This window comes from Thermovibrio ammonificans HB-1 (genome assembly GCF_000185805.1).
Classification (GTDB): Bacteria; Aquificota; Aquificia; order Desulfurobacteriales; family Desulfurobacteriaceae; genus Thermovibrio; species Thermovibrio ammonificans.
Genome location: NC_014926.1, coordinates 1,471,779 through 1,489,333, shown reverse-complemented (window position 1 = coordinate 1,489,333; position 17,555 = coordinate 1,471,779). Strand labels below are relative to the sequence as shown.

Genomic DNA, 17,555 nt, shown 5'->3' with positions numbered 1-17,555 from the left:
GCATGAGGATGTTGATTACTCCTTGGGGTAATTTTAAGGCCTGGAACGAGGTTACCTATCACTTTGATGGTAGGTCTGAAAGTTCGGCAACCTCTTTGAAATTGTTAGTGAACAGCCTTGAGCCGGATTATGTTCTTCTCATTGTACCCGATCATTGTACCCGACTCTCTTTTAGATGACAGAGAGAAGGAACTTCTCCTTAAAGGGGAGCCGGTAACTTATGAAACTCACGTTAATTACGTAAAGGAGTCTGTTAAAGGTTTTCTATCTGCACAGGGCCTTGAAGAAGGGAGGATTGAGATTTTTGTCCTTCCGGGCAAGGGAACTTTCCCTCCGCCTCGAGGAGTTGAAAATGGAGTTACTATACGAGTTGAAGGGGAAGCAACCGATTACTTTTACGCTTTCCTGTTTGAACTCTATAAGTTCTTTAAGAACAACAGATTGTTTTCTGATAACGATGAAATTGAGGTTATGTTGGACCTTGCTCATGGTTTAAATTTTGTTCCGGTCCTTACCTATAGAGCGTTAAAGGAGTTTTTTCGCTTCTTGCTAACTTCAGAAAGGTGAAATTTGTTGCCTACAACGCCGACCCTGTAGTAACCGGAGTTGCAGATTCAAATATTAACGTTGTTGAAGAGGCGTTATTAATTCCGAAAATTTCATTAGAAAGAACACTTAAAGATAAAAGATCCTTTGTAAAGACAAATCACAGTGAACTGAGAAGGTCTTGCAGGGAGAATAAGCTTGAAGAGTTGTACATTTTGTACGGCTCTTTAGCTTTTGGTTTACCCCTGCTTCTTGCAGAAGAGGCCCTTTCTATTAAGAGATTTTACGAGGGGTTGAATGAAGTTTTGGAAAGGTGCGTTTCCGACTATCGAAGGCTTACAGAGTGTACCTACGAGGATGGAACTTTCTCCGTAAAGAGGAGTGGGACATTTCAAGATTCTGTTAGGGTGGCCGTTTTCGCTTTTTCGGTTCTTGAGAGTTTGTGCTCTGTTGTCCGCTTGCTGGAGGGTGAGGGAGTTCCTTACAACGACTACCTTGCGAATTCTGATAAGCAGGAACAAAAAGAATCGGACGATAAACGGAAAGATAGAGCCCACCCGGATAAGAGGAACTTCTTTGCCCACGCAGGTTTCGAGAGAAATGTTGTTGAGCTTAAAAGGAGTTCTACGGGAGAAATCCTTTTACGGTACAGACCCGATAGGAAGAAGACTGTTAAGAAGTTTGTTCGGGAAGAGATGGAGAGGTTTGCGCTTTTGGAGTAGAAATCGGTAGGGGCGGAGCCCCCTTAGAAGGAGAGCTCCGCCTTTACTGTTCCTGCGTAAATCGGATCGTTGTTGGAGTTGCCCGCCGGGTTGAGAACCACCTGGAAGTCGGGGGTTATAGAGAGGGAGTCGGTTAGGCGGATTTTGTAGTAGGTTTCGAAGTGCCACTCGGGGGATTTATACTCGGCCTCTCTGTTTGGCAGTGCCGCTGCGGCTCCGAAGGCAAAAAGGTCTTTAGGTCTTGAAGGAAGGAGGCCTTGGTATACAAATCCTAAAGAGTAGAACTGCTGGTCGGGGTAAACGCTGTTTCCTACTGCCGCCCTGCCGAACACTCCCAGCTTCTCTGTTAGCCACTGGTCGAAGGAGATGCCTACCACTACTCCTTTGGCCGTTTTGGGCTTCTGGGTGGGGTTGTCTGTCTGCTGGCCGATTTTTATAAGGTCTGCCCTGTCGTTCCAGATGTAGAGCCTGTAGTTCCCCTCAAGGCCGTTGAGTTCGGGAGAGTAGGTTAGCTGTGCGGCAAGAACCGGTTTGTCGAAGGCGTCTTGGTAAGGGTCTTTCTCTTTAACGCTCCAGGAGGAGCCGTCCCAGTAAATTGTAGATTCGGTGTTACTCTGTGCGACTCCCTGGAAGGACAGGGTATCGGTGAGCTTCCAGTCCACTCCCACCATCGGGGCAAAGTGGTCTTCGGGGTCTACCATTGGGTTGTTTACGAAGGGTTTACCGACGAACTGGCTCACTTCGTCGTTTGCAAATTCGTTTGTATCTATGAGTATGAAGGGTTCTGTTTTACCCACTATCAGGTTGAGGTTGCCGCCGAAGAGCTCTTGGGAGTAGTAGAGCTCGAGGAGCCTGAAGGTGTCGTCTCCCGGGTTGTCGTCTGAGAGGGTGTTCAGGTTGGCGAAGAGGGAGTCTCCTATGCCGTTGGCGTCTGCTCCGGTTCCCTCGCCTGCGTGGAGCCTGCCGTAGAGTATGCCTCCCGGTGTCACCTTTGCGGTGAGCTCAAGGTTGGCAACGAGTCCCGTTCCTGAAGGGTTGGGAACTTCTTCTCCGTTGAGCTTCCCCGCCGCAGCTCCCTGGTAGTAGATTACGGCGTTTCCGGAGAACTCAACCCTGCTCAGGGCCTCTTTGATTTGGGCCACCTCTTTGGCCACCTTCTCTTCTTTAGCGTTTTTCTCCCTGAGCTCCTGCTCCAGCTTGTTGATACGCTCTTTAAGCATCTGGAGCTCCCTGAGGACTTCCTGGTCGGTTTGGGCCTGTGCGGGCACTGTTGCTAGGGCCGCCAGTGTAGCTGCTGCAAGTACTTTCCTCACCACGCTCGCCTCCTCGTATTCACAGTTTTGTTTAAATGTGTATAATGGGTAATACAAAAGTTTGTAATTTGATTATCGGTTTTAAATTCTATAAGATGATTCTGAAACTTTCAACATAAGGAGGAGGTATGAGAAGAGCGATTCTGGCCCTCACTATGACGGTAGCTCTCGGGGGAAGTGCTCAGGCCCACTTTATGGTCCTCAAGCCCTCCACCGATATTGTAGAGGGCAGTAACGCCAAAACTATAAGGGTTGAAGCCCGTTTCACCCATCCGATGGAGGGCGGCCCCAACATGCCCTTTAAGCCCGTTAAGAGCGGAATTGTTGTAAACGGGAGGAAGCTCCCGGTTCACTGGCAGAAGCACGAGATTCCCGCAATGCCCGGAAGCTCCAAGATGGTTCCTTACTACACTGCCGACGTGAAGCTCAGGATGCCCGGGGTTTACCAGTTCTACCTTGTGCCCGACTACTACTTCGAGCCTGCAGAGCAGAAGTTCATCAGGCAGATAACTAAGGTAGAGGTGGAAGCCTACGGTATGGAGGAGGGCTGGAACAAACCTATAGGCCTTAAGGCCGAGATAGTTCCGGTTACCCGTCCGTTCGGACTGTGGGAAGGTAATACCTTTGTAGGCAGGGTTTACTTTAACGGTAAGCCTGCCGCAAACGTTAGGGTTGAGGTTGAGTATCTGAATACTCAGGGAATCAAGGTTCCTGCCGACCCCTTCATCACTCAGGTTGTCAGGACCGATAAGGACGGTTACTTCTACTATACGATTCCCTGGGCAGGTTGGTGGGGCTTTTCCGCCATAGGTTACGGCGGCAAGCGCCGCTACAAGGACGGCAAGGTTTACCCTGTTGAGCTGGATGCCGTTATGTGGGTTAAGGCCTATCCCAAGCCGAACGGGGTGAAGTGATGCACATCTCAGAGGGCGTTCTTCCGGGATGGATGCTTGTTACCGGTTGGGTTTTAACGGCCGGCGGCCTTGCGCTCGGTCTTAGGGAGATAAACGAGAGGAAGCTCCCGCTGGTTGCGCTGCTTTCGGCCACGTTCTTCGTGGCCTCTCTGGTGCACCTCCCCATAGGGGTTACGAGCGTTCACCTGCTCTTGAACGGTTTGGCAGGGGCACTGTTGGGCTGGGCGGTTTTCCCGGCCCTTTTCGTAGCCCTTCTGTTTCAGGCGATTCTCTTTCAGTTCGGCGGAATTACCGTTTTGGGAGTTAACACTTTTAACATGGCCTTTGCCGGAGTTGTGGCCTACTACCTTACGAGGCCCTTTTTCAGGAACCCGACAAAGTGGAAGCTTGTTGCGGCCGGCGTTGTTGCCGCCTTTGCCGGCGTTTTTGTTGCAGCGTTTTTCCTGAGCGTTGAGCTCTATTTGGCGGGAAGCTCCTTTAGGTCTACGGCCTACCTTGCCTTCCTTGCCCACATTCCCGTTTTCGTTGTTGAGGCGATTTTTAACGCCTTTGTCTTTCTCTTTATCTATAAAAACGCTCCCGAGCTTCTGGAGGCGAAATGAGAGGGGTTCTTCTTACGCTGGTTCTTGTTCTGGGACTCTTTTCCCCGGCACTTGCCCACAAGATTTCCGCCTTTGTAGATGTTGAGGATAACACCGTTCACCTTGTTTCTTACTTCAGCGACGGAACGCCCGTTAAGAACGGTAAGGTTGAGGTTCTCGATAGCAGCGGCAAGGTTGTTCTGACCGGCAGAACCGACAAGAACGGAGAGTTTGATTTTAAGGTGAAAAAGCCCGGAACCTACACGGCGGTTGTTATTGCCGAGCTCGGCCACAGGGCCAAGGCCTCTTTTACCGTAGGTAAGGAGGAGCTTCAGCCCCCCGCACCCTCTTCTCCTTCCGGCTCCTCTGCGGTTTCAAAGGTCTCTGAACCTGTGGCCTCTAAGGGTTGTGCCGTTTCCGAACAGGAGCTCAGGAAGATTATCAGGGAGGAGCTCGACCCGATTCACCGGGAGCTTCTGAAAATTGAAGAGCAGAACGCCAAGGTCTCTTTTAAAGACGTTGTGGGAGGCCTGGGCTGGATAATGGGAATATTCGGCGCAGCGGCTCTGGCCCTTTCCTACAGGAGAAGGGATGGAAGCGGTTCTGGCAGAAGTTGATACCCCCCTGAAGAGGCTGGACCCGCGGTTTAAGGTTCTCTCCTTTCTCGCCCTCGCCTGGGCTATAGCCCTGGCGGGGTCTTTAAAGGAGATTTTTGCCTTCCTTCCGATTGTTCTCCTCGTTGCCCTTCCGGCGCTTCCCCACTTTAAGAGGTTCTGGAAGCTCCTGCTTTTTGCCGACTCCTTTCTCATTCTCGTTCTTGCAACTCAACTGTTTTTAGGCTCTCCGGAGGTGGCCCTTAAGGTTTTCCTGCGTTCAAACGAGATTCTGCTCCTGTCTATATCCCTGCTCACAACAAGCACCCTCTTTGAGATACTTCACGCCCTTCACCACCTTAAAGTTCCTAACTCCCTACTTCAGGTGGCCTACCTAACCTACCGGTACCTCTACGAGGTTAAGGAGCGGTTCGACCTTACCCTTAAATCGGCCTACTGCCGCGGCTTTGAGCCTAAAACCTCCCTCTTCACCTACAGGACTTACGCCAACCTTGTGGCAAACCTCTTGGTTCACAGCCACTACAAGGCCGACAGGGTTTACAGGGCTATGCTCTGCAGGGGGTTTAACGGTTACTTTCCCGTTTTCCGTCATTTCAAGGCCTCGGTTAAGGACTATCTTTTCCTTGTCTTTACCACTCTTTACGGGGTGTTCGTGTTGTGGAAGTTCTGAAGGCCACCGACCTCTGGGTTGAAATCGGAGGTATAGAGGTTCTCAGGGGAGTCGATTTCTCCCTCTCAAAGGGGGAGAAGCTCTTTTTAACCGGCGATAACGGAGCCGGCAAGACCACCTTCATAGAGACCCTGATGGGGTTTGTGAAGCCTTTGAGGGGGCAGATTTTCTTAAACGGCTCCCCGGTTGAATCCGAAGGCGACTGGCGTAAACTCCGCCTCACCGTAGGCTACGTGTTTCAGAATCCCGACGACCAGCTCTTCTGCCCCACCGTTGAAGAGGAGATAGCCTTCGCACCCCTTGTTGCCGGAAAGAGCCGCCGGGAGGTCGAAGAGATTGTCTCGTCGCTCCTTTCCCTCTTTAAGATAGAGCACCTCAGGCTCAGGCCCACCCACAAGCTCTCCGGAGGGGAGAAGAGGATAGTCTCCATTGCCGCCGTTTTGGCGATGGAGCCCGAGCTCCTTATCCTTGACGAGCCCACCGTTGGCCTCGACCGCTTCAGGCTCGCCAGGCTCGAGGAGTTCCTTAGGGAGACCGACTGCGGCGTTCTGGTTGTTACCCACGAGAGGGAGCTCATAGACCGCCTCCGGTGGAGGCGGCTTGAGCTGAAAGAGGGGCGGTTACTTCTCGCTGAAGATGGCTAAAACGTAAACTACGAAAGCCACAACGAACAGGAAGACAACGAGCCACCATGCGGCCTTGAAAACGAGTCTGCTCCAGTTTCTTCCACCCTGTTTACGCTCTTTGTAGTAGTCTCTGTCGTAAAGTCCCACTACTCTCTCCTGTAGACCGTTCCGGTCGGAAGGTCCTCTAAGGTTATTCCGAGCTCTTTCAGCCTGTCCCTTATGAGGTCTGCAAGCTGGAACTCCTTTTTCTTCCTGAGCTCTCCCCTTACCTGGATGAGAAGCTCTATGAGGGCCTCCTCCAGTCCGCCCTCGCTCTGCTCCCTTTCGAGCTTAAAGCCTAAAGTTTTCAGGGCGTTTTCGGTGAACCGGGCCGCATCAACGAGGCTCTCCCTCTCGCTGGGGGTTATCTTCTGCCGTTTGAGGGCTTTGTCTTTTAAGGTGTTTGCCCTTTTTACAAGCTCGTAGAGCGCTCCCAGGGCCTTTGCGGTGTTGAAGTCGTCGTCCATTGCCGCTTCAAACTCCCTTCTGGCGCTTTCAACGTCTATTGGCTCGCCTTTTTCCCCTTCTTCGGGGAGCTTTTCTACCGCCTTTACGCTCTCTATGAAGGTTGTCAGCCTCTTTAGGGCCCTTTCGGCCTCTTTAAGCCTTTCGACTGTGAAGTCTATGGGGCTCCTGTAGTGGGTTGAGAGCAGGAAGAGCCTTAAGGTGTCGGGCGAGAACTGCTTTAGAATCTCTTTGATGGTGAAGAAGTTGCCGAGGCTTTTGCTCATCTTCTCCCTGTTTACCATTACGAAGCCGTTGTGAATCCAGTAGCGGGCGAAGGTTTTGCCGGTGTAGCTCTCCGACTGGGCTATTTCGTTTTCGTGGTGGGGGAAGATGAGGTCGAAGCCGCCTCCGTGTATGTCTATCGTTTCGCCCAGGTACTTCATGCTCATTGCCGAGCACTCTATGTGCCAGCCGGGCCTTCCCACTCCCCAGGGGGACTCCCAGCCGGGCTCTCCCTCTTTGCTCTTCTTCCAGAGGGCGAAGTCTAAGGGGTTTTTCTTTTTCTCGCCCGGCTCAACTCGGGCTCCCGCCAGAAGCTCTTCCGTTTTCCGCTTTGAGAGTTTGCCGTACTCGGGGAAGCTCTCTACCGAGAAGTAGACGTCTCCGTCGGCCTCGTAGGCGTGGCCTTTCTGGATGAGGCCGTCTATCATCTCTATTATCTCCCGTATGTGCTCGGTGACCTTGGGCTTGTAGGTCGGCTCCTTAACGTTTAGGGCCTCCATATCCTCTTCGTAGGAGGCTATGTACTTCTTTGAGACTTCGTACCAGGGTATCCCCTCTTCTTTTGAGCGTTTTATTATTTTGTCGTCTACGTCGGTGTAGTTCCTTACGAAGATAACTCTATAGCCTCTGTACTCGAGCCACCGCCTTATAACGTCGAACACAACGGCGCTCCTTGCGTGTCCTATATGGGCGTGGTCGTAAACCGTGGGGCCGCAGACGTACATCTTGACGGTTTTTCCCTCCAGGGGCTTGAACTCCTCTTTGCGCTCTGTAAGGGTGTTGGTGACTTTTATCATCCGCTCTCCCTCTATATTTTCTCGGTTGAGGCTGAAAGTAATTATAAGCTCGGGAGGTAAGCGTGAGAAAGGAGCGTTACACTTTTGAAGACCTGGTTAAGATAATGGAGACGCTACGCTCTCCGGAAGGGTGTCCGTGGGACAGGAAGCAGACCCACGAGTCGCTCCTTCCCTACCTGATAGAGGAGGCCTACGAGGTTGTAGACGCCGTTCGTAAAGGAGACGATGCCGAGCTTAAGGAGGAGCTGGGAGACCTGCTCCTTCAGGTGGTTTTCCACTCCCAGATTGCAAAGGAGCGGGGGGCCTTTACCGTTGAGGATGTTGTTGACTCGATAGCGAGGAAGCTCATCTACCGCCACCCCCACGTTTTCTCCGGTAAGGAGGGGATAGAGACCGCCGAAGACGTTAATCGGGAGTGGGAGAAGCTTAAAGAGAAGGAGGGGAAGCGCAGAGAGAGTCTGATGGACGGGGTTCCGGAGTCTATGCCGGCCCTTGAGAGGGCTTACAAGCTCCAGAAGCGGGCGGCTAAGGTCGGCTTTGACTGGAGCGACTTTAGGGGGATTAAGGAGAAGATGGTTGAAGAGCTTCAGGAGATAGAGCAGGAGCTTCACACCGGCAACAGGGATAAGCTCCGGGAAGAGGTAGGCGACCTTCTCTTCATGGCCGTTAACCTCGCCCGTTTCTTGGGGATTCACCCGGAAGTTGCCCTTAGGGAGGCGAACGACAAGTTTGAAAGACGTTTCCGCTACATGGAGGAGGTCGCCCGTAAGGAGGGGAAAGAGCTGAAGGAGCTCTCCCTTGAGCAGATGGAGCGTTTGTGGGAGCAGGCAAAGCGGGAGCTCAAGTGATAAGATTTTGGCAAAACCGAAACCGGAGGAGAAATGCCGCTTTTTAAGAAGGTTCTCTACCCTACAGACTTTTCCGACCTTGCAGAGGTTGCTCTCGACTACGTTAAAAAGCTCAAAGAGGCAGGGGCTCAAGAGGTTGTTGTTCTTCACGTTATTCACCCCTTGGAGTTCTCCCTTCCCCAGTTCGATGACCCCTTTGCCCTCGACGTTGCCACCATATACGCCCACATTCCCGAGATAGAGAAGGCGATTCTCGAAAGCCACGAGGAGGCGCTTAAGAAGATAGAAGAGGAGCTCAAAGGCCTCGGCTTTAAAGTAAAAACCGTTATGACCGTAGGTGAGCCCGCCGACGAGATAGTGAACGTTGCTAAGCAGGAGCAGGTGAAGGTTATCGTTATGGGCTACCACGGCAAAGGGCTCCTTGAGCGTATTCTCGAGATGGGAAGCACCACCAGAGCCGTTATAGAGAAGGCACACTGTCCGGTTCTCGTTGTGAAGAAGGAGGGGTAGATGGGAAGGATAAAGGACATCAGGCCTTTAAAGTGGACGGGAGAGGCCCTGCTTCTCCTCGACCAGAGGAAGCTCCCCTTAAAGGAGGAGTGGGTTGAGTGTAAAGACTACGAGTGCGTTGCAAGGGCCATAGAACAGATGGTTGTAAGGGGCGCCCCGGCCATAGGCGTTGTTGCCGCCTACGGGGTTGTTCTCGGCGCCAAGGAGATGGCCGAGAAGACCAAAGGCTACCTTGACTTTAAGGCGAAGGTTGAGCTCATAATTAACCGGCTGGCGGCAACCAGGCCCACTGCCGTTAACCTCTTCTGGGCCCTGAAGCGTATGCGCAGGATTGTAGAGGCCGGGACTGATATAGAGGAGATAGTTGTTGCCCTTGAGACCGAAGCCATAAACATAGAGAGGCAGGACGTTGAAACCAACAGGAAGATAGGCTACTACGGTGCCGAGCTCCTCTCCTCCCGGGAGGTAATCCTTACCCACTGTAACACCGGAGCCCTTGCAACTGCAGGCTACGGAACGGCCCTGGGGGTGGTCAGGGCTGCCGTTGAGATGGGTAAGGATATTACGGTCTTCGTAGATGAAACCCGCCCCTACCTGCAGGGGGCAAGGCTTACCGCCTGGGAGCTTCAGCAGGAGGGCATTCCCTACTACCTCATAACCGACAACATGGCCGGCTGGTTCATGAGCCTCGGAGAGATTACCTGCATAATCGTTGGGGCAGACAGGATAGCCAGGAACGGCGATACGGCCAACAAAATCGGCACCTACACCCTCTCGGTTCTTGCGAAGGAACACGGCATACCCTTTTACATAGCCGCTCCCACCTCTACATTCGACCTCTCCATAAAGAGCGGTGCCGACATCCCCATAGAGGAGCGTTCCGAAGACGAGGTGCTCTACTGCCACTGTAAGAACTGCCGCATAGCTCCCTACGGGGCAAAGGTTAAAAACCCCGCCTTCGACGTTACGCCCCACGAGAACATTACGGGGATAATCACCGAAAAGGGTGTAATCAACGCTCCCAACGAGGAGAAGGTTCTTGAGTTCTTCTCCCAGTAGGAGAGGCTTCGTTCTGTTTATCGTTCTCGTTGTGGTGGCCGTTCTGGCCGCTTTCCTCTTTTCTGTCCTCTTCCTTTCCTCTCAGGGGGTTAAGAGGTCCGAGGCCGTTAAGGACTACACCGTTGCCTACCACGCCGCCGTTTCGGCCGTTAAGATAGCCCTTAAGTATTTAAAGGAAGACGACAACAGCTTCGACGGCACAGGCGACGACTGGGCAAAGCCGATACACTACAACTACAGCGGCGTTGCCCTCTCTATAAGAATAGAGGACCTGTGCGGCAAGCTGAACGTTAACAAGCTTACGAACCCGGTCTACTTTAAGGTGGGGAAGCGGCTCTTTGAGGAGCTCAACCTCAACCCCGACCTCCTGGACGCCCTGAAGGACTGGATAGACAAGGACAGCCGGGTAACCGGCGACGGTGCAGAGGCGGACTACTACGAGGCCTTCGGCTACAAACCCTCCAACTCGCCGATGAAGAGCCTGGGGGAGCTTTACTACGTTAAGGGGTTCACCTACAAGGTTGTGAAAAAGGTTAAACCCTACTTTACCGTTTACGGCTCCGGGAAGGTGAACGTCAACTCGGCCGGGAAGAAGCTCCTGATGGCCCTCTCCGACCGGATAACTCCCACCCTTGCTGATAGTATAATTGAGGCGCGGCCGATAAGGAAGTTGCAGGACCTCTTAGACATTCCCGGTTTCACCAGAGAGCTCTACTTTGAGATAAGGCCGATAATAACAAACAGGTGCAACTACTTTCGGGTAGAGGTTACCGCTTCCTACGGAGATGCCACTGCGTCTGTTGTGGCCCTCACCACGAGGCGCAGGATTCTTGAGTGGAAGGTCGTTGAATGATAGGGGTTGATGCTGGAAGCTCCGCCGTTAAGTGGTTCGACGGCAAGGCCTTCGGTTTGGGAGAGCTGCCGGCAGCTCCATTGGTTGTCGGCGTCTCTTCGGCAACGGCTCTCGTTAAGTTTTCAGACTACCCCGTCTGTAAGGGGACCAACTTAAAGAGGCTGATTGTCAGCGACGTTGCCGCGGAGCTTTCGGTCTCCCCTTCTGAAGTTGCCGTTGCCTACTGCCCCGTTGAGAGGCTGGAGAAGGGGTGTAGGTTTTTAACTTTCGTTGAGAAGGTGCAGGTTCTCAACTCCCTGAGGGAGAAGTTTAAGGAGCTCTCGTTCCTCACCGTTGACGCCGTTGGAGGTGCCACTGCAGGCTACCTGCTCTTCGGAGAGTCTCCTTTTACCGTCCTCGATGCCGGGGCCTCTAAGCTCAGCTGTTACCGGGTGGAAGGCGGTCTTATAACGGGTTTTGAGCTCCTCCGTGGCGGCTTTTCGTACCACCTTCCGCGGCTCTCTGCCGCCGTTGAGCGGCTGAAGGGGCTGTTTAAAGGCAAGCTTTTGCTGGTGGGCGGGGGAGCCCTGTCGGAGGAGTTTAAGGGGGAGCTCGGAAAGCTTGTTTCCTTTGAGGTTCCGGAAATTCACCCCTTCGGCAGGGAAACGCCCCTCTTTTTCAACGCTTACGGTCTTAGGCACCTGCGCAGGTTCAGGTGCAGGGCCTTCTTCTTCCAGCGCTCCCTTTTTAACCTGGACTTCCTCCAGAAGAACAGGCTGCTGCTTGTTAAGTTGGCAGGGGGCATTGCCGTTTCTCTCTTTTTCTTTACGGCCGCTCAGGTTGTTCAGCTTGTTGCCGCAAAGAGGGACTACACGGCCTTAAAGGGGGAGCTCTACTCGAAGCTCTCCGAGCTTTTAGGGGAAAAGGTTGTGGCTCCCGAGATTCAGATTCCCCAGGAGATTGAGTCTTTAAAAGAGGAGGCCCGATTCCTTCTTGCAGACAGGCCTCCGCTGCTGCTTTACCTTGATGCCATTTCCCGCTCGGTGGTTAAGGGGTTAAAGGTTTTGGAGATTGAGGGGGATATCAAGAGCGGCCGTTTCACCGTTACCGGCCTGGCTCAGGGGAGTAACCTGGTGGACGCTTTCGTAGCCAACCTGAGAGCCCGCTTTAGAAAGGTTTCCGTCTCCTCCACCTCCCAGGTGAAAGGGGGAGTGAAGTTCACAGTTACGGTTTCAGGGGTGAAGCTTGGACGTTAAGGAGTTGAGGGAAGTTCTGGAAGAGAGGCTCTCTTCTTTAAGCGATAGGGAGAAGAGGCTCCTTCTCGTTTTCGTGCCGGTTCTGCTGTTTGTTTTGTACCTGGGGTTGGTTTTCCTCCCCTTGAAGAGCTCTGTTGACCGGTACAGGGAGCGTCGGGAGCTTCTGCTGAAAAAAGTTAACTCCCTCAAGGTTCAGCTTGAGGAGCTTGCGGCTTTACGCTCCCGCCTTAACCCGCTCCTTGTTAAGGTTGACAGGGGGATAGGCCTTGACCCCTCATCCTACGTTAAGAGCGTTGCCCGTATGGTGGGCCTTCAGATAGACTCTGTTAAGGTGCTTGCAGGGGAAACTTCAAACGGCATAGAGCGTGACAGGCTATCCGTTTCCTTCTCGCAGGTTGAGCTTAACAGGCTTGCAAGGTTTATAAACAGGCTCGAGAGGGGGAGCTACGCCTTTAGGGTGGTTTCCGTTTCCCTCTCCGACTACGACGAGAACGGCCTCGTTTCGGGGAAGCTCACCCTCTACTTCTTCAGGAGAGCACAATGAGGAAGCTCGGTTACCTCGTTCTCTTCCTCGTTTTAACGGCAGTTGCCCTCTACTTCACCTTTCCCTTTGACAGGCTTGTGGGTTACGAGGCCTGTAAGAGGGGGCTCTCTTTCTCTTCGGTTGAGGTAAAAAGGCTTCCTCCGGAGGTTGTTTTCAGGTCTGTTTGTTTCGGCTCGCTTCCGGTCTGTTTTGAGAGGCTGTCTGTTGGACCCCGGGGGACCCACCGGTTCCGGTTCTACGCTGAGGCTTGCGGCGGTAGCGTAGGAGGTGAGCTTACCTACCCGGTTGGGAAGGTTGAGTTTAAGGCCTTCGGCCTTAAACTGGGGCGCTGCGGCGGCGATTTGAAGGGGAAGCTCTCGGGTGAGGGCTCTCTTGAGTTGAAAGGGGGTAAGCTCGTAGGGGGTAGCGGGGAGCTTCTGTTCAGCAACCTTGAGGTTTCGAACTTGAAGTTCGGCCTCTTCTCCTTTGAGACCCTAAGGCTTGGCAGGGTTACGGTTAAGTATCGGGTTGAGGGGGTCAACAGGGTTAAGCTAACCGTAACGGGCAGCGGGCCCGATGCCCTTTTACGGGCCAGCGGCTACCTGAACGTTAACCCGGTGAATCCCGCCTCTTCTTACCTCAACGCCAAGGTTCACGTTACCGCCGAGAGCGGCGACCTTAAGGGTAAGAGCTTCACCTTCACCCTGAGGGGCACTCTAAAAGACCTTGAGGTGCTGTGATGGTTGAGGCGGTCAGCGGGACCGTTTCCGGCAAGGGAGACGGCGCTGTTTTCCTCAGCTGCGGCTGTTTTACTTTAAGGCTGCTTGTCCCCGAAAGGCTCCTTCCCGAGCTTCACGAGGGAACCCATGTGACCCTTTACACAGAGCTGCTCTTCCCCCAGGAGGGGGCTCCTCAGCTGTTCGGCTTTAAAACCCGGGAGGAGAGGGAGCTCTTCAGGCAGCTTATGAAGGTTCCCAAAGTGGGAAGCCGCCTTGCCCTTGCGGTTCTCTCCGTTTTCTCTCCGGAGGAGTTTGTGAAGGTGCTCGAGGGGGAAGATGTTGAAGCCCTCTCTAAGGTGCCCGGGTTGGGGCGGAAGCTCTCCCGTAGGCTCATCACGGAGCTGAAGGGAAAGCTTGTAAGCGGCGAGGTGCCCCGGGAGGTTAAGGAGGTTCTGAGGAGGCTCGGCTACACAACGGCCGAGATAAACGAAGCCCTGAAAGGCCTAAATTTAACCGGTGTAGGAGTTGAAGAGGCCGTTAAAGAGGCCCTTAAACGCCTTTCGGGGAGTTTAGGTGATAGAGAGACCGAGTAGCTTTGCAGAGTTTATAGGTCAGGAGCCCGTAAAGAGGGTTCTAAAAGTTGCCGTTGAGTCTGCCAAGAGGCGGGGTGAACCCCTCGACCACATACTCCTCTACGGCCCGCCCGGCACCGGAAAAACGACCCTCGCCACCATACTCGCCTCTGAGCTTCGGGTGGGGTTGAAGCTCCTTTCGGCTCCCACAGTGGAGCGTAAAGGCGACCTGCTGGGCGTTCTCACAACCCTGAACGAGGGAGATATCCTCTTCATAGACGAAATCCACCGCCTTCCCCGCTCCATAGAGGAGATGCTCTACACCGCCATGGAGGACTTCAGGGTAGATGTTATAGTCGGCGGTAAGCGGGCCGTCTCATTTGAGCTTCCCCCTTTCACCCTCGTTGGCGCCACAACCAGGCTCAACCTAATCACGCCTCCTTTGAGGAGCCGGTTCGGTATAGTGTGCCGGCTTGAGCTCTACTCCCCCCGGGAGCTGAAAGAGGTTGCCCGCAGGGGAGCAGAGAAGCTCAAGCTGAACCTGACCGAAGGGGCCCTTGAGCTCCTTGCCGGCTGTAGCCGTGGCACGCCCAGGATACTGAACCAGATACTCAAGCGGGTCAGGGACTACGCCACCGTTCACGGCTGGGAAGTTATAGACGCTCGGGAAGTTGAGGCCGTTCTTGAGGACCTCGGTATAGACCGCTACGGCCTTGACCGCCTCGACAGGAAGATTCTCGAGACCATCGCCACTACATTCAAGGGCGGACCTGTGGGGCTCTCTACCCTCTCAACCGTCCTTAAAGAAGACCCCGACACCGTTGAGTCGGTTCACGAGCCCTTCCTCATAGAGATGGGTTACCTGGTTAAAACGCCCAGGGGCAGGAAACTTACCGAAAAGGGCTGGAAGGCTTTGGGTTTGAAGGGAGAAGGCCTCCCGCTCTTTGAGAGCGAAAGGCCTTGAAGTTCTAAAGGTTTACCTGCTTCACTTCCAGGATTTCGGGAATCTCCTTTATCTCCTCTATGGCCTGCTGGGGAACGTCGTCGTCTATCAGGATTACCCCTTTGGCCTCCTTTCCCTTCTCCTTTCTTCCCAGCTGGAACCCGGCTATGTTTACCCTGTGCTTGCCCAGAATCGAGCCGAGCTTCCCGATAACGCCGGGAACGTCGTAGTTCTTGATGAGCAGCAGCTTCCCTTCGGGAGTGAGGTCGAAGAGGAAGCCGTTTATCTCTACAATCTTCGGGAACTTCTCGTCCATTACGGTTCCGGCTATCGAGAACTCCTCGCCGTTTTCGCCCCTGCAGATAACCCTTACGAGCTTCTTGAAGTTCACTCCCTCGGGCCTTCTAACCTCTACAACCGATATCCCTTTCTCCTTGGCCAAAAACGGCGCGTTTATAAGGTTAACCGGTATGTCCACAACTTTCTGGAGGTAACCCTTCAAGAAGGCCGTTGTTATGGGCTTTACCTCCTCTCCCAGCTCACCTCGGAACTCAAGGACTATCTCCTTGCTCCTTGAGCAGGCAACCTGGACCGCAAAGAGCCCGAGCTTCTCGGCCAGCTCCATGTAAGGTTTAAGGTTCTTGGCGGCCGTTGTGTCCTCAAAGGGGGCGTTTACGGCAAACTCCACCTCCTCGCCCCTTAAAGCGGCGAGTACCTGGTTGGCGATTATCACTGCAACGTTGGTCTGGGACTCAAAGGTGTTTGCCCCTATGTGGGGAGTTACAACTATGTTGGGGGCGTCGAGGAGTATGTTGTCGGTTGCGGGCTCTTTACTGAAAACGTCTACGGCCGCGGCCCTTACTTTTCCGCTTACGAGGGCCTCGTAAAGGTCCTTCTCGTTGATAATCCCCCCTCTGGCTATGTTCAGGAGGATTACTCCGTCTTTCATCTTCTCGATTTCCCGCTTGGTTATCATGTTGCGGGTCTCATCTGTAAGAGGGGTGTGGACCGTGATTATGTCCGAGCGCTTTAGGAGCTCGTCCAGGTCGTCTACGAGCTCAACCCCGAGTCTCTCGGCCTTCTCCCTCTTTATGTAGGGGTCGTAGGCTATCACCTTCATGTCGAAGGCCTTTGCCCTTATGCCGACCCTCGAGCCTATTCTGCCGAACCCTATGATTCCCAGAGTTTTACCTGCGAGCTCAACCCCCATAAACTTCTTCCTCTCCCACTTACGCTCCTCTTTTAAGGACTTGTGGGCGTAGGGGATGAGCCTGGCGGCCGCTATCATCATTCCCATTGTGTGCTCTGTTGCCGCCAGGGTGTTTCCGGTGGGGGCGTTCACAACGAGTATTCCCCTACGGGATGCCGCTTCAAGGTCTATGTTATCTACGCCTACTCCTGCACGGCCTACAACTTTTAGTCTCTTTGCCCTCTCCAGGAGCTCTTCGGTTACGGGAGTTCCGCTTCTCGTTATGAGGGCGTCGTACTCGGGGATTATCTGAAGAATCCTGTCGAAGTTCCTGAAGAGCTCGGGGTCGTAGGTGAGCTCAACGTCGGGCTGGCTCTTCAGAAGCTCTATGCCGGCGTCTGCTATGTGTTCTGTAACAAGGACTTTAAACTTACCCATCGGTTCCTCCCTACTGCTGGTGAATGGAGATTATATTCAATCGCCTTAAACCGCAGAGAAGAGGAACCTTAAAACGTTGGTTGCGTAAGCGCCGGGCGGGAGGAGGAACGACAGCTCAAACCCGTTTTCGAACCGTTCAAGCTTAAACTCCTTCGGCTTTACAACGCTCTCCCTTCGGAAGCTGTGGAACAGCCCCTCGTAGCCTTTGAGGTTCTCTGGGTCTATCCTGAGCTTCTCCAGCTCCCTGCTGTAGAGCTCAGCCGACTGGAGGGTAAAGGCCTCTAAGGTTCGGGGAAGCTCTATCATCTCTTTAGGGTACAGCAGGGTCCCTCCCCTGTACTTGAGCTTAAGGGGTTGTTCACACCTTCTCTTTACCTCGCCGGAGAGCTTCTCGTTAAACAGCCAGCTCTGGAGCAGGTTCGCCTGGAACTCAAGCTCTTCCCGGGGAATCAGCCTCCACGCCTCTTCAAAGGTTGCCCCCTTCAGCAGGGCTTTGGCAACCTCTCGCCTCCAGCCCCTAAGGAGCTCAGCTGCCGTTTTAAAGTCCCCCCTCTCAAAGGCCCTTTTCCCCTTCCTCTCCCTCGAACTCTCAAAGCCCGCACCCTTAAAAAGGTGCAGAAGAGCCTCTTTGGTTCCCGGCCTGTAGTGGAGCAGACACTTCCCGCCCCTTACGGAGTTAAAGCGCTGCTCTCCGTAGTAGTTGGGAATCCCCCACTTCTTCAGGAGCTCCAGTCGCCACTCTTGGGGCTCTTTCACCCCTTCTACCGCTATCTGGAACCTGTTACCGGCGTGTAGCTGTTTGGCCGGCAACCGCGCAAACCCCGCCTCCTGCAGGCTCAGCCCTTCGGTTTTGAACGTTTTTAGCCTAAAACGCTTCGGAACCGTTAGGAACTGAACCGTAAGGGCGTTTTTATCCTTTATCCCCCCGTAGGAGATTACGCTGAGGGGAACGCCGCTCCTTTTAGCTACGGTTTTCAAGGCTTCAAGGCCCTCAACCCCCCTCTTTGTGAGCCTGTAGAGCCTGAACGGGCCGCTCTTTCCGGGGGGCTCTTTGAGCACCTCTTCCACTTTAAACGCTTCGGGCGATGATTTAACTCTCAACTTCCCTCTCCGGC

22 protein-coding genes are annotated in these 17,555 nt (G+C 53.6%); 17 read left to right on the top strand and 5 right to left on the bottom strand.

The features are described 5' to 3' along the window. Positions 1 to 2 precede the first annotated feature (2 nt). From THEAM_RS09870 to THEAM_RS07705, 3 genes are read left to right on the top strand one after another with little or no spacing between them, the layout of a single operon-like run. Positions 3 to 179 (top strand): hypothetical protein, encoded by a 177-nt coding sequence (locus THEAM_RS09870; RefSeq protein WP_425478095.1) that lies wholly within the window; start codon positions 3 to 5, stop codon positions 177 to 179. Beyond that, on the top strand, positions 130 to 567 hold the full coding sequence (locus THEAM_RS07710; RefSeq protein WP_041439557.1) for a CRISPR-associated DxTHG motif protein: 438 nt from the start codon (positions 130 to 132) through the stop codon (positions 565 to 567). The genes THEAM_RS09870 and THEAM_RS07710 overlap by 50 nt, the downstream gene beginning before the upstream one ends. Continuing rightward, complete coding sequence (locus tag THEAM_RS07705; RefSeq protein WP_041439554.1) at positions 564 to 1,268, top strand: TM1812 family CRISPR-associated protein; 705 nt, start codon at positions 564 to 566, stop codon at positions 1,266 to 1,268. Before THEAM_RS07710 ends, THEAM_RS07705 begins: the two co-directional genes overlap by 4 nt. 23 nt (positions 1,269 to 1,291) lie before the next feature. On the opposite strand, the gene THEAM_RS07700 is transcribed toward THEAM_RS07705, so the two are convergent. Then, the gene (locus THEAM_RS07700; RefSeq protein ID WP_013538274.1) at positions 1,292 to 2,584 is read right to left on the bottom strand and encodes a carbohydrate porin; all 1,293 of its coding nucleotides are present in this window, start codon (positions 2,582 to 2,584) and stop codon (positions 1,292 to 1,294) included. Positions 2,585 to 2,709: 125 nt separating this feature from the next. Between THEAM_RS07700 and THEAM_RS07695 the strand changes: the two genes are divergently transcribed. Genes THEAM_RS07695 through THEAM_RS07675 form a run of 5 tightly spaced genes read left to right on the top strand, consistent with a single transcriptional unit; the run spans position 2,710 to position 6,004 of the window. Beyond that, complete coding sequence (locus THEAM_RS07695; RefSeq protein ID WP_013538273.1) at positions 2,710 to 3,495, top strand: DUF4198 domain-containing protein; 786 nt, start codon at positions 2,710 to 2,712, stop codon at positions 3,493 to 3,495. After that, entirely contained in the window at positions 3,495 to 4,097 is a 603-nt protein-coding gene (gene cbiM, locus THEAM_RS07690; protein ID WP_013538272.1) for a cobalt transporter CbiM, read from the top strand. The genes THEAM_RS07695 and cbiM overlap by 1 nt, the downstream gene beginning before the upstream one ends. Next, positions 4,094 to 4,693 carry a carboxypeptidase-like regulatory domain-containing protein gene (locus tag THEAM_RS09480; RefSeq protein ID WP_013538271.1) on the top strand — a complete coding sequence of 200 codons (600 nt, stop codon included), beginning with the start codon at positions 4,094 to 4,096 and terminating at the stop codon, positions 4,691 to 4,693. The genes cbiM and THEAM_RS09480 overlap by 4 nt, the downstream gene beginning before the upstream one ends. Beyond that, a complete protein-coding gene (locus THEAM_RS07680) occupies positions 4,668 to 5,360 on the top strand; it encodes an energy-coupling factor transporter transmembrane component T family protein (protein WP_013538270.1) in 693 nt (230 codons plus the stop codon). Before THEAM_RS09480 ends, THEAM_RS07680 begins: the two co-directional genes overlap by 26 nt. Next, positions 5,348 to 6,004 (top strand): energy-coupling factor ABC transporter ATP-binding protein, encoded by a 657-nt coding sequence (locus THEAM_RS07675; protein ID WP_013538269.1) that lies wholly within the window; start codon positions 5,348 to 5,350, stop codon positions 6,002 to 6,004. The genes THEAM_RS07680 and THEAM_RS07675 overlap by 13 nt, the downstream gene beginning before the upstream one ends. On the opposite strand, the gene THEAM_RS09735 is transcribed toward THEAM_RS07675, so the two are convergent. Further along, positions 5,981 to 6,133, bottom strand: a complete 153-nt coding sequence (locus tag THEAM_RS09735; RefSeq protein WP_013538268.1) for a hypothetical protein — start codon at positions 6,131 to 6,133, stop codon at positions 5,981 to 5,983. The genes THEAM_RS07675 and THEAM_RS09735 overlap by 24 nt on opposite strands. Next, on the bottom strand, positions 6,133 to 7,551 hold the full coding sequence (gene cysS / locus THEAM_RS07670) for a cysteine--tRNA ligase (RefSeq protein WP_013538267.1): 1,419 nt from the start codon (positions 7,549 to 7,551) through the stop codon (positions 6,133 to 6,135). The genes THEAM_RS09735 and cysS overlap by 1 nt, the downstream gene beginning before the upstream one ends. A gap of 62 nt (positions 7,552 to 7,613) precedes the next feature. Here cysS and mazG point away from each other — a divergent pair, with 62 nt between their 5' ends. Genes mazG through ruvB form a run of 9 tightly spaced genes read left to right on the top strand, consistent with a single transcriptional unit; the run spans position 7,614 to position 14,834 of the window. Continuing rightward, positions 7,614 to 8,399, top strand: coding sequence for a nucleoside triphosphate pyrophosphohydrolase (gene mazG, locus THEAM_RS07665; RefSeq protein ID WP_013538266.1), 786 nt, complete (start codon positions 7,614 to 7,616; stop codon positions 8,397 to 8,399). A 33-nt stretch (positions 8,400 to 8,432) separates the two neighbouring features. Continuing rightward, positions 8,433 to 8,909 carry a universal stress protein gene (locus THEAM_RS07660; protein ID WP_013538265.1) on the top strand — a complete coding sequence of 159 codons (477 nt, stop codon included), beginning with the start codon at positions 8,433 to 8,435 and terminating at the stop codon, positions 8,907 to 8,909. After that, a complete protein-coding gene (gene mtnA, locus THEAM_RS07655) occupies positions 8,910 to 9,968 on the top strand; it encodes an S-methyl-5-thioribose-1-phosphate isomerase (protein WP_013538264.1) in 1,059 nt (352 codons plus the stop codon). Further along, complete coding sequence (gspK, locus tag THEAM_RS07650; RefSeq protein ID WP_013538263.1) at positions 9,949 to 10,821, top strand: type II secretion system minor pseudopilin GspK; 873 nt, start codon at positions 9,949 to 9,951, stop codon at positions 10,819 to 10,821. Before mtnA ends, gspK begins: the two co-directional genes overlap by 20 nt. Beyond that, positions 10,818 to 12,056: a PilN domain-containing protein gene (locus tag THEAM_RS07645; RefSeq protein WP_013538262.1), complete on the top strand. Its 1,239-nt coding sequence runs from the start codon at positions 10,818 to 10,820 to the stop codon at positions 12,054 to 12,056. Before gspK ends, THEAM_RS07645 begins: the two co-directional genes overlap by 4 nt. Next, positions 12,046 to 12,600: a type II secretion system protein GspM gene (gspM, locus tag THEAM_RS07640; protein ID WP_013538261.1), complete on the top strand. Its 555-nt coding sequence runs from the start codon at positions 12,046 to 12,048 to the stop codon at positions 12,598 to 12,600. Before THEAM_RS07645 ends, gspM begins: the two co-directional genes overlap by 11 nt. Further along, positions 12,597 to 13,319 carry a hypothetical protein gene (locus THEAM_RS07635; RefSeq protein WP_013538260.1) on the top strand — a complete coding sequence of 241 codons (723 nt, stop codon included), beginning with the start codon at positions 12,597 to 12,599 and terminating at the stop codon, positions 13,317 to 13,319. The genes gspM and THEAM_RS07635 overlap by 4 nt, the downstream gene beginning before the upstream one ends. Then, the gene (gene ruvA / locus THEAM_RS07630; RefSeq protein ID WP_013538259.1) at positions 13,319 to 13,891 is read left to right on the top strand and encodes a Holliday junction branch migration protein RuvA; all 573 of its coding nucleotides are present in this window, start codon (positions 13,319 to 13,321) and stop codon (positions 13,889 to 13,891) included. Before THEAM_RS07635 ends, ruvA begins: the two co-directional genes overlap by 1 nt. Beyond that, complete coding sequence (gene ruvB / locus THEAM_RS07625; RefSeq protein WP_013538258.1) at positions 13,872 to 14,834, top strand: Holliday junction branch migration DNA helicase RuvB; 963 nt, start codon at positions 13,872 to 13,874, stop codon at positions 14,832 to 14,834. The genes ruvA and ruvB overlap by 20 nt, the downstream gene beginning before the upstream one ends. Before the next feature lie 4 nt (positions 14,835 to 14,838). Here the strand turns inward: ruvB and serA are convergent, their stop codons facing one another. Together serA and truD are read right to left on the bottom strand one after the other, a co-directional pair. Next, positions 14,839 to 16,440: a phosphoglycerate dehydrogenase gene (gene serA / locus THEAM_RS07620; protein ID WP_013538257.1), complete on the bottom strand. Its 1,602-nt coding sequence runs from the start codon at positions 16,438 to 16,440 to the stop codon at positions 14,839 to 14,841. A gap of 45 nt (positions 16,441 to 16,485) precedes the next feature. Then, positions 16,486 to 17,541 (bottom strand): tRNA pseudouridine(13) synthase TruD, encoded by a 1,056-nt coding sequence (truD, locus tag THEAM_RS07615; RefSeq protein WP_013538256.1) that lies wholly within the window; start codon positions 17,539 to 17,541, stop codon positions 16,486 to 16,488. Positions 17,542 to 17,555: the final 14 nt, after the last annotated feature.